The organism is Roseomonas genomospecies 6, from assembly GCF_008365375.1.
Lineage (GTDB): Bacteria > Pseudomonadota > Alphaproteobacteria > Azospirillales > Azospirillaceae > Azospirillum.
In genome coordinates, this window is record NZ_QOKW01000017.1 from 1 (window position 1) to 12,509 (window position 12,509).

Annotated in this window: 8 protein-coding genes, 3 tRNA genes and 1 pseudogene; 5 read left to right on the forward strand and 7 right to left on the reverse strand. The window is 67.5% G+C overall.

Annotated features, from left to right (window positions below; genetic code table 11):
* The 7 genes and pseudogenes from DS843_RS19785 to DS843_RS19815 form a co-directional block, all read right to left on the reverse strand.
* Window positions 1–115: pseudogene (locus tag DS843_RS19785) on the reverse strand (IS5/IS1182 family transposase); the annotation flags it as partial.
* A gap of 50 nt (window positions 116–165) precedes the next feature.
* Complete coding sequence (locus DS843_RS19790; RefSeq protein ID WP_149470567.1) at window positions 166–657, reverse strand: restriction endonuclease subunit S domain-containing protein; 492 nt, start codon at window positions 655–657, stop codon at window positions 166–168.
* Window positions 654–2,105 (reverse strand): class I SAM-dependent DNA methyltransferase, encoded by a 1,452-nt coding sequence (locus DS843_RS19795; RefSeq protein WP_149470568.1) that lies wholly within the window; start codon window positions 2,103–2,105, stop codon window positions 654–656. The genes DS843_RS19790 and DS843_RS19795 overlap by 4 nt, the downstream gene beginning before the upstream one ends.
* 10 nt (window positions 2,106–2,115) lie before the next feature.
* Window positions 2,116–2,631, reverse strand: a complete 516-nt coding sequence (locus DS843_RS19800) for a hypothetical protein (RefSeq protein ID WP_149470569.1) — start codon at window positions 2,629–2,631, stop codon at window positions 2,116–2,118.
* Window positions 2,632–2,641: 10 nt separating this feature from the next.
* On the reverse strand, window positions 2,642–6,169 hold the full coding sequence (gene hsdR / locus DS843_RS19805; protein WP_149470570.1) for a type I restriction-modification system endonuclease: 3,528 nt from the start codon (window positions 6,167–6,169) through the stop codon (window positions 2,642–2,644).
* Between the two features lie 263 nt (window positions 6,170–6,432).
* Complete coding sequence (gene glnA / locus DS843_RS19810; protein WP_149470571.1) at window positions 6,433–7,842, reverse strand: type I glutamate--ammonia ligase; 1,410 nt, start codon at window positions 7,840–7,842, stop codon at window positions 6,433–6,435.
* Window positions 7,843–8,083: 241 nt separating this feature from the next.
* Complete coding sequence (locus DS843_RS19815; protein ID WP_014240107.1) at window positions 8,084–8,422, reverse strand: P-II family nitrogen regulator; 339 nt, start codon at window positions 8,420–8,422, stop codon at window positions 8,084–8,086.
* Window positions 8,423–8,747: 325 nt separating this feature from the next.
* Here DS843_RS19815 and DS843_RS19820 point away from each other — a divergent pair.
* The 5 genes from DS843_RS19820 to DS843_RS19840 all read left to right on the forward strand — a co-directional run bounded on the left by DS843_RS19820 (window position 8,748) and on the right by DS843_RS19840 (window position 12,506).
* Window positions 8,748–8,823, forward strand: a tRNA-His gene (locus DS843_RS19820).
* Window positions 8,824–8,932: 109 nt separating this feature from the next.
* A tRNA-His gene (locus DS843_RS19825) sits at window positions 8,933–9,008 on the forward strand.
* A 129-nt stretch (window positions 9,009–9,137) separates the two neighbouring features.
* The gene (locus DS843_RS19830; RefSeq protein ID WP_149470572.1) at window positions 9,138–10,619 is read left to right on the forward strand and encodes an NAD(P)H-hydrate dehydratase; all 1,482 of its coding nucleotides are present in this window, start codon (window positions 9,138–9,140) and stop codon (window positions 10,617–10,619) included.
* Window positions 10,620–10,727: 108 nt separating this feature from the next.
* Complete coding sequence (locus DS843_RS19835; RefSeq protein ID WP_149470573.1) at window positions 10,728–12,272, forward strand: malonyl-CoA decarboxylase; 1,545 nt, start codon at window positions 10,728–10,730, stop codon at window positions 12,270–12,272.
* Between the two features lie 149 nt (window positions 12,273–12,421).
* Window positions 12,422–12,506 (forward strand) — tRNA-Leu (locus DS843_RS19840).
* Window positions 12,507–12,509: the final 3 nt, after the last annotated feature.

Below are 12,509 nucleotides of genomic sequence, written 5' to 3' on the forward strand. Positions count from 1 at the left end.
CACGCCGCCCCGGGGGGATCAGCGGCGCGATGATCCACCATTCCTCATCGCTCAGATCGCTCGGGTAACGCAGCCCGCTGCGATCGTGGCGGTCTCGCTTCTCCGCTGTCCACATCTTCGCCTCCGTCTTGGAGGCTACCTTGAATCACAACCGATTCATCCGATTCAACTTCTTCCCGGACAGGCTCTGAGATCTTGAATGTTGATCCGCAATCGGCCAATCCCGTGACTTAACTCCTCAATGGCTTTCCGACCAATGGGTGAGTTGAGCCAATGCATGACAAACCGACGCTCAACGTGCTGCGTGGGCTTAAAGCGCAAACAATCGGCCTTTACCAGCGCTGGGCCGATGTTTTCTGGAACTTCGCAGCAGCGTCCAACGGGCTCTGCGAGGGCCGCCACAACCAAATCCCCTGGTCCAATGGCATGCTTCTCCAGCTCTTGGAAATGGGACTTTTCAATGAATGCCTGGTCCGTGTCATTGAACGTTCCGGCACCGATGTTGCCGAGCCGTACGACGCGAACGCCCGAAGCCACATAGTGGGCCGACTTCAGCTTGCTGCCAAAGGGACCATCGGTGAGCGAGTTCGGTTCCGGGGCGGGCAAATCGCCTATTTCGGCAGCGGCCCACCCCGCTGGCAAATCCCGTTCGCTCATTCCGCGGCCTCCGCCACGGCGTCACCAGTCGTCTCGTCCGTCCCCAGCAGATCGGACAGCGCCTCCATCTCCTCCAGCGCGGTGCGGAGCGCGTCCATGATCTCGGCGGCGATCACGTCCGGTTCGGGCAACTCCGTCTCGGCGCTGTCGTCGCGCAGCCACGCGATGTCCAGGTTGTCGTTGCGCGCGGCGATCTGCTCGCGGGTGAAGCGGCGGAAGCGGCCCTGCTCGCCCTCGTCCGTGCGCGGGGCCTTGCCCAGCGGGTCGGGACCGTAGGCGGCCTCGAAGGCGGCGAAGTTCGCGCGGGTCAGGGGGCGGGTCTTGCCGAACTGCGGCATGTTGGAGCGCAGGTCGTAGATCCAGACCTCCCCGGTGTTGCCCCGGTCGGTCTGGCCGCGCGTGAAGAACAGGACATTGGTCTTGACGCCCTGGCTGTAGAAGATGCCGGTGGGCAGGCGAAGGATGGTGTGCAGGTCGCACTTGTCCATCAGGTCGCGGCGGATGTCGCGGCCGGCGTTGTCCTCGAACAGCACGTTGTCGGGCAGCACCACCGCCGCCCGCCCGCCGGGCCGCAGGCCCCGGTAGATGTGCTGGAGGAAGGCCAACTGCTTGTTGGAGGTGGGGTAGGTGAAGTCGTCGCGGCTGGGCAGTCCGCCGCCCTTCTTCGTCCCGAAGGGCGGGTTGGTCAGGACGACATGCGCCTTCGGCAGCCGCGTCCCCTGCTCCGACAGCGCGTCGCCGAGCTGGAGGTCGCCGGTGACGTCGTGCAGCATCAGGTTCATCAGCCCCAGCCGGTGGGCGTCCGGCACCAGCTCCATCCCGCAGAAGGCGGTGTGGCGCTGGAAGTACTGCTCGGCCTCCTTCAGGTCCCACAGGTTGTTGGTGTGGGCCTTGATCCAGCGGTCGGCGGCGATCAGGAAGCCGCCGGTGCCCGCCGCCGGGTCCTGGATGTATTCAAGCGGCTGAGGCTGCATCAGCGCGACCATGCTGTCGATCAGCGGGCGCGGCGTGAAGTACTGCCCGGCGCCCGACTTCTTCTCCGTCGCGTTGCGCTCCAGCAGGCCCTCGTACATGTTGCCGAGGCCTTCTTCCCGCGCCGAGTACCAGTCCAGCCCGTCGATCGCCTCGACCAGCGCCTTGAGAATGCGGGGCTGGCGCAGGCTGGTCTGCGCGTTCTGGAAGATCGCCTGCACCTGCGATGACCCGTAGGTGCCCAGGTGGATCAGCATCTCCTTGTAAAAGGTGAGCTGCTCCAGCCCCTGGCGCCGGCTGACGTCGGTCCAGCGGTAGCCGTCCGGCAACTGCTCCTCCGCCCCCGTCTCCGCCGCCATCTTCAGGAAGATCAGATAGGTCAGCTCCGTGACGTACTGGTGGTAGGTGATGCCGTCATCCCGCAGGATGTGGCACAGGCCCCAGAGCTTAGAGACGATGTCGGTGGTCGCGGTCATGGCGTGTATCTCAGGGGTTTACGGGCAACGCCGCGTAGAAGGACGTGAGGGCGTCGCCGAGCGGGGCATAGGCCCCGTCGTCGATCCGGAAGGGGCGTCCCCCGGTCAGGGAGCCGCGCAATTGGCGCCACACGCCGTCAGCGTCGGAGCCGAAGAGGCGGAAAACAAGGTCGCGCAGATGGGGACCGCAGGTTGCGTTCACCGCCGCGACCGGGCAGCCGATTTCGTATTGTTCGTCTTCCGTGAAGTCATACACGGTCGCCTTTTCCGGCGGAGCGGGCAACCACAGGAGGGCCGCGACATGTTCAGGACGATGTTCATGACGGCCTGCCGTCGTCGCCGGATTGTAATGCCACCGTGGGTTGCGCTTGATGTACAGGGCGATGGCGTCGTCGGTTCCGCCGATGTCGTCCCACATGCGCTGCATCGGCTTCGCGTTCCGGCGCGTGCCGCCGAGGATCTCCCCCGGCTCCGCGACTCCTTCGACGGCCTTCAGGTAACGAACACGAATCGATCGGCTCATCATGTCTGCCCGTTCATCCAACGTCTTGCCACACTTGGTCCGAGATTTCGGCGATGAGCGCGCCCAAACGCCCGTCGAACACGCGATCCAGCCGCGCGAACCCGCCGCCCTGCTGGCGGAACTCGCCCTGGTCCAGAACCTCGCGATCGACGATGACTTCCTTCTTCATCTGCCGCCCGATCCGCTCCAGCCAGTCGCGCTGCGCCTTCGTCCAGGGCTGGCTGGATAGCACCCGGCGCATCGCCCGGTCCACCCGCTCGTCGTAGGGAACCAACGGATCGCCCAGAGCCGCCTGACGGATGTAGCCGATGACCGAAGCAGCGATGTCGGCGTTCGTCGCGTCGCGGAAGGCGGCGCGCAGTTCGGCCTCGCCGAAGCCGTCCCGTTCCAGCAGCAGGCGGACCTCGCGAAGCTGGGCGCGGGTCAGCTCGCGGGGGCGGTTGGCGACAGCGTTCAGCGCCGGGACCCGGTTCAGGTTCTCCGCTAGGTAGCTGCGGAAGCTGGCGAGGTAGTCCTCGGGCCGGGTGATGTTCGGGCCATAGCCGGTCTCCTCGTGCCGGAACTCGTCGGCCCCGCCGTAAAGCGGCACATGGATGGGGTCGTCGGCGATGCGGGTATCCAGCAACTCCATCAGGGCGCGGTGCTCGAGGAGGGTGCGGGCCGCTTCCTCGGGCGGCGCGTCCTTCACGCGGCGGATGAAGCTGTCCGGGTCGGTGCCGGCCAGCTCGCGGAACCGGCGCTCGCCGGCCTCCGACAGGCGGCGGCGCTTGCGGTGCAGCTTGGCGACGATCTGGCCGACCAGCCAGCGCGCCTGCTGGGCGCGGCGTTCCGCAACCTCCGGGGCAATCCTTTGATGCTCCGGGGGCGGCCCTTCGAACGGTGCCTGTTCCTCTTCGGCGAAGCCGGTCGGCGGCAGCGCCGGCGCTGGGGGCGGAAAGGGCGTGCCGGTGGCCTCGGCCAGTTCCTCCATCAGCGCCGCGAAGGTGATGTTTGGGTTGGCGACGACCGGCCGCATCTCCGTCAGGTCCTGCATTGCGGCGTAGAGGCCGACCGCGTCGAAGATGCGGAAGGCGGTCTTGTGCCGGCCGGGGCCGAACAGGTCCTCGCACAGGCGGGTGCCGCGGCCGATCATCTGCTCGTACAGGATGCGGCTGTTGACCCGGCGGATGAAGACGAGGTTGACGATCTCCGGCACGTCGATGCCGGTGGTCAGCAGGTCCACGGTGACCGCGACCTTGGGCAGCGCCTCGTTCTTGAAGCGGCGGATCTGGCGCATCGGGTCGTCCGACCGCCCGGTGATCTTGGCGACCGTGTCGTTTTCCACGGCGCCGTAGCGGGCGGCGAAGGCGGTGCGCAAGGCGCCGACCACCATGTCGGCGTGCAGGTCGGTGGCGCAGAACACCAGCGTCTTCCCCGGAAGGTCGGGGTCGATGTGTCCGGCGAGCCATTCGGCGATGACTCGGTTGAAGTCGGGCGTCAGGACCCTGCGGTTGAAGTCCTGCACGTCGAACCGGACCTCGTCATCCAGATGGATGAGGTCGAGCTGCCCGGTCCGGGTGTCGAGGACGTCCACCCGCTCGCCGGCGTCCCAGTGGATGCCTTCCTGGCTGAGCGCGGTGTGGGCGCGGATGGGCGGCTCGTGGTCGACCAGCCAGCCATCGATCACCGCCTCCTGATAGGTGTAGCGGACGACGGGTTCGCCGAAGATCTCCACGGTGTGCAGGGCCGGCGTCGCCGTCAGCCCAACCTTCACCGCGTCGAAGCGGTCGAGCACGCGGCGGTACTTGGAGACGTAGTCGTCCTGGCTGCGGAAGCTCAGCTCCTCGTCGCCCATCTCGCGGTCGAGCAGGTAGCCGCGATGGCACTCGTCGACGACGATGCAGTCGTACTGGTCGATCGCCGGCGGCTCCTCGCCGTAGAGGACGCGCTTGACCAGCGCCTGGACGGTGGCGATGTGCAGCTTCGTCTCGGCGTCGGGAACGATGTCGCCCAGCTCCTTCACCGCGAAGATGTCGGCGAAGACCTGATGGTGCTCCATCCGCGTTTCCTTGAACGCGTTGCCGGCCTGCTCGCCCAGCGCGGTCCGGTCGACCAGGAACAGGATGCGGCGGAAGCGCTGCGCCTTCAGCAGGCGATAGACCAGCGCGATGCAGGTCTTGGTCTTGCCGGTGCCCGTCGCCATGGCGACCAGGATCTCACGGCGGCCGGCGGAGATCGCCTCCTCGACGGCGCGGATGGCGCGTTGCTGGTAGTCGCGCAGGGGGAAGTTGAAGGCGAACGGGTCGCGCGACAGCCGGGCGTCGGCGGCGCGCGGGTCGTTGCGCAGCGCCTCGAGGAGGCCGGCGGGGGTGTACCAGCCGTCCAGCGCCTTGGCGAGGTTCTGCGGGTGACGGCCGTCGCGGAACCAGATGCCAGACAGCGCCTCGAACTGGCGCAGGAAGGGGCGGCCGTTCGTCGAGAACAGGAAGGGGACGCGCAGGTCGCCCCAAGGCCCCTCCACCGGCGGCTGCTCGTCGCCGCGCGGGACGTAGCCGCGGCTGTAGCGCTCTGCCCGGTTGATGAACTCCGACACGTTGGCGTTGGCGCGCTTGGCCTCGACCATGCCGACGATGGTCAGGCCGGCGAACAGCGCGTAGTCCGCCACGCCGTCGGCGGTGGGCCACTCGGCGATCGCCAGGTTGCGTCCCTTCTGCGGGCGGGCGCCGGCGGCGTGGGTGAGCACCTCGCTGTCGGCCTCCCAGCCCGCGTCGCGGAGCTGGGCGTCGATCAGGCGGCGGGTTTCGCGCTCGTCGAGGTCGATGCCCTGGCCGATGGCGTAGGCCACCTCGACGCGGTCTTGGATGGCCTCCGCCGGCTCGCTCGCCGCCTGGGCCTGGGCGGCGGTCAGCTCGGCCTCGAGTCGCGCGCGGTCGGCGTCGGCCTCCTGGGCGAGCCGTTCCCACGACTGGCGCTCGGCTTCGGCGCGCGCGGCGCGCTCCTCGGCGGACAGCCGGCGATCGGCCTCGGCCTGGGCCGCCGCTTGGGCCTCCACCGCCATGCGCTCGTGCGCCGACTGCCGCTCGGCGAGTTCCAGGCGCAGCCGCTCCAGTTCCGCCTTCAAGGCGGCGCCCTCGGCACGGGGGTCCGCTGGCGGCACGAACGGGCTGGGGGCAAAGGTCCGGTCGCCGGTGATGGTCCGGTGGAACCAGACGCCCAGCGTCCGTGCGTTCTTCAGACAGGACAGCGCCATCCGATGATCGCCGTCGAGATCGTGCGCAGCGTCGTTCCGGGCCTTGCGGAGGAAGTGGAAGAGGTCGCCGACCTCGCGGGTCAGCACGCCGCGGTCGCGCAGGCGGCGCAGCAGGTCGGCCTGCTTTTCCTCCGGCGATGTCCACATCCCGAGCTTGGCCGCCGTCAACTGCGCCAGGAGTTCGGCGAACTGCCCGATCTTGATGATGGAGGTGTTCGCGTCCTCGGCGAAGAAGCGCTCGGCCAGGGCACCCAGCCGTTCGAGCTGGACATCATGCTGTGCCAGGAACCCGAAATTGGACGAACGCGCCACAAGAATTCTCCCGTCGGTAGAAAACTCTACACGCGGGTGTGGCCGCTGTCATCAGGTTCGATCACGCTAGGGTTGGAGAAGCCATGTCCTTGAAGAAGGCGAAGTGAAGACCAATTCGCACTCGTGAAACGAGAAACGGGCCGGCAAGCCGACCCGTTTCCACGTTAGACATCCGAGACTGTGGCTGTTGATTTTCCTTGGTTTTCTTTGCGCCAAATCTGGAGCAAAAGTCTAACGACCCCCAACGAAATCAACAACTTACATCAAACGGAGTAATACATCTTGTACTCGATCGGGTGCGGCATGGTCTCGAAGGCCAGCAGCTCCTCGGTGCGCAGCTCGATGTAGGACTCGATCATGTCCTTGGTGAACACGTCGCCCTTCTGCAGGAAGGCGCTGTCGGCCTTCAGGCTGTCCAGGGCCTCGCGCAGCGAGCCGCAAACCGTCGGAACCTTGGCCAGCTCTTCGGCCGGCAGGTCGTACAGGTTCTTGTCCATCGCGTCGCCCGGATGGATCTTGTTCTGGATGCCGTCCAGGCCGGCCATCAGCAGGGCGGCGAAGGCCAGGTACGGGTTGGCCGACGGGTCCGGGAAGCGGACCTCGACGCGCTTGCCCTTCGGCGAGGCGACGTACGGGATGCGGCAGGAGGCCGAACGGTTGCGGGCCGAGTAGGCCAGCAGAACCGGAGCCTCGTAGCCCGGGACCAGACGCTTGTAGGAGTTGGTCGTCGGGTTGGTGAAGGCGTTCAGCGCCTTGGCGTGCTTGATGATGCCGCCGATGTAGTACAGCGCCAGCTCCGACAGGTCGGCGTACTGGTTGCCGGCGAACAGCGGCTGGCCTTCCTTCCAGATCGACTGGTGCATGTGCATGCCCGAGCCGTTGTCACCGAAGACGGGCTTCGGCATGAAGGTCGCGGTCTTGCCGTAGGCGTGGGCGACGTTGTGCACCACGTACTTGTAGTACTGCATGTTGTCGCCGGTGCGGACCAGCGTGTCGAACTTGATGCCCAGCTCGTGCTGCGAGGCGGCCACCTCGTGGTGGTGCTTCTCGACCGGCACGCCCATCTCGGCCAGGACGCTCAGCATCTCGGCGCGCAGATCCGAGCCGCTGTCGATCGGAGCGACCGGGAAATAGCCGCCCTTCACGCCCGGGCGGTGGCCCAGGTTGCCGTCCTCATAGTCCTTGTCCGAGGTGTACGGGCCTTCCTCCGAGTCGAACTCGTAGGAGACCTTGTTCATCTCGACCTTGAACTTCACGTCGTCGAACACGAAGAACTCGGCTTCCGGACCGAAATAGGCGGTGTCGCCGATGCCGGCCGACGCCATGTACTTCTCGGCGGCCTTCGCGATGCCGCGCGGGCAGCGGGCGTAGGGCTGGCCGGTCGACGGCTCGTACACGTCGCAGAGGATGTTCAGCGTCGGCTGGGCCGCGAACGGGTCCATCACGGCGGTGGTCGGGTCGAGCTGGAGGATCATGTCCGACTCGTTGATCGCCTTCCAGCCGGCGATCGAGGAGCCGTCGAACATGATGCCGTCCTCGAACACGTCCTCGTCGATGGTCGAGACGTGCTGAGCGGTGTGATGCAGCTTGCCGCGCGGGTCGGTGAAGCGGAGGTCCACGTACTTGACGTCGTGTTCCTTGATCAGGTCGAAGACCTTGCTGATGTCGGACATATCTCTTTTTCCACGCTTAAGAGGTTTGGGTCCCGCTGCGTCAAACCGACCGGGGGGCGGGTGACGGCACTCGCGGCGGACGTTATGTCATGCCTTTCCCGAGCACACAACGTGGCAGCACAAAAAGTCGCGCCCGGGTGGGTGTGCGCGCACGGATCGTTCCGCACGCGTTGCGCCGGTTTGCGTCGGTTGTGGGCGGGGCTGGTTCATGTTGGCCGGTGGTCGGGTTTTCGGGACGCGATCAGATCGCGTCGCCTCCCTTCTCGCCGGTCCGGATGCGGACCACTTCTTCCACGGGGGTGACGAAGATCTTGCCGTCGCCGATGCGGCCGGTATGGGCGGCCTGCTGGATCGCCTCGATCGCCCGCTCCACCAGGGAGTCCTCCATCACCACCTCGATCTTCACCTTCGGCAGGAAGTCGACAACATACTCCGCGCCGCGGTACAGCTCGGTGTGCCCCTTCTGACGGCCGAAGCCCTTGGCCTCGGTGACGGTGATGCCCTTGATGCCGACTTCGTGAAGGGCTTCCTTCACCTCGTCGAGTTTGAACGGCTTAATGATGGCTTCGATCTTCTTCATGGGTCTCTCGTGTACGAGGTGCCAACGCCGGCAGGCACCGTCCACGGCTCTGCCGACGCGCCGATGTAAGCACGTAGCGTGCCAAGCGGACCGGCTGCGGGCCGGCTGCGTGGGATGCCGGGCCGCAACCGGCCGATGCCACCGGGGGCGGCACGCCGCTGCCAACGGATAGGGCGAAGTGAACAATATTTGTGCATATCCTGCAAGCAATCCGCGCAGCCATCGCCGATCGGAGGGGGTAGGGCGGTCTTTTCACATTGATGAATTCAGCGGAAAATAGAGCTTGACCCGCCCCGTCCCTTGAGGCAAATAGGCGACCCCGGTGGCGGTGGTAGCTCAGTTGGTAGAGCTCTCGGTTGTGGTCCGAGCGGTCGTGGGTTCGAGTCCCATCCATCGCCCCAGTCCCCCTTAGACGGTGGATGCGCTTGTATCGTCGGTGTCTCGCGCCGACGTTGCATCGACCGAAACGGCGGCAGGGGCTTTTCGGACGGGTCATCCTGTCCTGCGGTGGCGGTGGTAGCTCAGTTGGTAGAGCTCTCGGTTGTGGTCCGAGCGGTCGTGGGTTCGAGTCCCATCCATCGCCCCATCCTCCCTTTCCAAATTCCGTGCCAGACCGGCCGACCCTCCCATTCCTCTTGTGCCCGGCTATGCTGCGGCCGTTGCGGCGCTTATTGTGCCGGGTGATGGTGACGCGGTTTTGCGGCAGGTGGAAGCGATGGACGAGCTGCTTTCCGTTGCGGAGATGTATCGGGCCGATGCGATGACCATCGCGGGCGGCGTGCCGGGGCCTGTGCTGATGGAGGCGGCGGGCGCCGCGGTGGTGCGCGCGGTGTGCGAGCGATGGGCTCCGCATCCGACGGTCGTCCTGTGCGGGCCGGGCAACAACGGTGGCGACGGATTCGTCATCGCGCGTCTTCTTCTTGAGGCGGGATGGCCCGTGCGGCTGGCCCTGCTGGGGTCGCGCTCCGCCCTGCGCGGCGACGCCGCGGTGGCGGCAGGGCGTTGGACCGGTCCGGTGGAGGCCGCGGACCCCTGGCTTCTGGAAGGCAATCCCCTGGTCATCGACGCGCTGTTCGGCGCCGGTCTCGCCCGTCCGCTCGACGGCATGGCGCGGGCGGTGGTCGAGGCGATGGATGGACGCACCGTCGTCGCGGTGGATGTGCCGAGCGGCGTGCACGGCGACAGCGGCCAGGTGATGGGCATCGCTCCGCAGGCCGCGCTGACCGTCACCTTCTTCCGGCGCAAGCCCGGCCACCTGCTGCTGCCGGGCCGCGCCCTGTGCGGGGAAGTGGTGGTCGCCGACATCGGCATTCCCGACACGGTGCTGGACGGCATTGCGCCGCAGACCCTGCTGAACGGTCCCGACCTGTGGCGCCGCCGCTATCCCTGGCCGCGGCTCGACGCGCACAAATACGCGCGGGGGCACGCGGTGGTGCTGGGCGGAGCGCGGATGACCGGGGCGGCCCGGCTGTCCGCGCGGGGTGCCCTGCGCGCCGGTGCGGGGCTGGTGACCGTTGCCTGCCCGCCCGAATCGGTGCCGGTCTACGCCGCCGGATCGCCCAGCCTGATCGTCAGCGACGTGGCGGACGTCGCCGCCTTCCAAGCCCTGCTGGCGGACCCGCGCAAGAACGCGGCGCTGCTGGGGCCGGGCGCCGGGGTGGGCGCGGAGACGCGGGCTCGCGTCCTGGCGGCGCTGGACGCCGGGAAGAGCTGTGTGCTGGACGCCGACGCGCTGACCAGCTTCGCCGAGTCGCCCGCCGACCTGTGCGAACGGCTGAACGGGCGCTGCCTGCTGACCCCCCATGAGGGCGAGTTCGCGCGGATTTTCCCGGATCTTGTGGGATATGAGGGCGCTGCGGAGGAGGGCGGCAAACTGACGCGCGCCCGGGCCGCCGCGGCGCGCTGCGGCGCCGTCGTCCTTCTGAAAGGAGCGGACACGGTGGTCGCGGCTCCGGACGGACGCGCCGTCATCAACGCCAACGCGCCGCCGGATCTGGCGACGGCGGGGTCTGGGGATGTGCTGGCAGGCATGGCGCTCGGGCTGATCGCTCAGGGAATGGACGTGTTCGACGCGGCCTGCGCCGCGGTTTGGCTGCATGGCGAAGCCGCCAACGCCTTCGGGCCGGGTTTGATCGCCGAGGATTTGCCGGATGCCTTGCCGGGGGTGCTGAAGCGGCTGAAGGCGGGTGTGCGCTGAACCTGCCGTCCGGAGGGCGTACATACAGGCGGACAGGAGGCATTCCCCTTACGCAGAGGCTCAAGCTATGGCTTGCCGAGCGCGGACGGTCACGCCAGACTCAGGCTCATGAGTGAGACGCCCGAGATCAACACCGCCGAGCCGGCCTCGACCCCCACGCCCAACGCGGCGCAGCCGCCGGGTCTGCTCGACCGTACCCTGGACACGCTGCGCGCGCGCTGGCGTGAAATCGCCGCTTCCGCCCGCGGGGTGGTCGGCGCCGCGCCCCGCGCCTCCCTGCCCAAGGAGGATGCGGACCGCCTGAAGGAGCAGATCGAGGCCTGCCTGGAGGGCCGCGGCGGCGAGGTGTCGGCGCGGGCGCGGGCGGCGCAGCTCGGGCGCACCTATCTGGCGTTGGACGGGCAGGGGCGGCGCAACTTCCTGATGATGCTGGCGCGCGACTTCGACGTGGACCGCGCCGCCGTCGACCAGGCCATGGCGACCTTCCACATGGCGGGCGACCCCGTGTCGCGCGGCCACGCCGAACGCGCCCTTCGCCGCGCGCTGGAGCCGCCGAGGCTGCGCCTGCTGACCCAGTTCAACGCCCTGCCGGAAGGGGTGAAGTTCCTGGTGGACCTGCGCGCCGAGCTGATGGAGATGGCACGCGGCGAACCTCTGCTCCAGGCGTTGGAGGACGATCTCAAGAGCCTGCTGCGCAACTGGTTCGACGTCGGCTTCCTGGAAATGCACCGCATCACCTGGGACAGCCCGGCCTCCCTTCTGGAAAAGCTCATCAAATACGAGGCGGTTCACGAGATCAGCGGCTGGCAGGATCTGAAGGACCGGCTCGACTCCGACCGCCGCTGCTTCGCCTTCTTCCACCCGCGCATGCCGAACGAGCCGCTGATCTTCGTGGAGGTCGCGCTGGTCCAGGGCATGTCGGACAACGTGCAGGCCTTGCTCGACCCCTCCGCCCCGGTCTGCGATCCGAAGAGCGCCGACAGCGCCATCTTCTATTCCATCTCCAACGCCCAGGTGGGGCTGGCCGGCATCAGCTTCGGCAATTTCCTCATCAAGCGGGTGGTGGACGGGCTGACCGGGGAATTCCCCAACATCAAGTGCTTCGCGACCCTGTCGCCGATCCCCGGCTTCCGCCGCTGGCTGGACCGGGAACTGGCCGAACGCGGCGACTCGCTGCTCAGCCCGTCGGAGGCGGAGCGCATCGCGGAGGCCGTGGCCGCCCATCCGGATGCCCGCGAATCGGACACGGACGGCGAGCCGGACGACCGTCCGGTGCTGACCTCGGCCCTGGCGTTGCCCGCCTGGCACACGCAGGAGGAGCTTCAGAAGCAGCTCCGCGGCCCGCTCATGCGGCTGTGCGCCCACTATCTGACCTCGGTTCGCGCGTCCGATCGCCGCAGCGAACGGCCCGGGACGGCGCCGGCGCGGGCGCTCGACCCCGTTGCGCACTTCCACCTGAGCAACGGCGCCCGCATGGAACGGCTGAACTGGCTGGGCGACCGCTCGGCCAAGGGGCTGCGGCAGTCCTGCGGGATGATGATCAATTACCGTTACAAGCTGGGCGAAATCGACGCCAACCACGAGGCCTACACGGGGGAGGGCAAGGTCAGCGCCTCCTCCACGATCCGGTCGCTGGCGAAGGGCGGCGCATGAGCCGCTCCGCCATGTCCCGGGGCACCCCCCAATGGCGTGCCGAAGAGAGCCCATTTTGCCTGTTTGCGGCGCGAACCCTGTGCTATAGAGCGGACTTCGCCGGCAGTCCGTCGGGTGTTCCGCACCCGTCGCGGGCTGTCTATGCCATTGCGGGCGTGGCGGAACTGGTAGACGCGCCGGATTTAGGTTCCGGTGACTTCGGTCGTGGGGGTTCGAGTCCCTTCGCCCGCACCATGG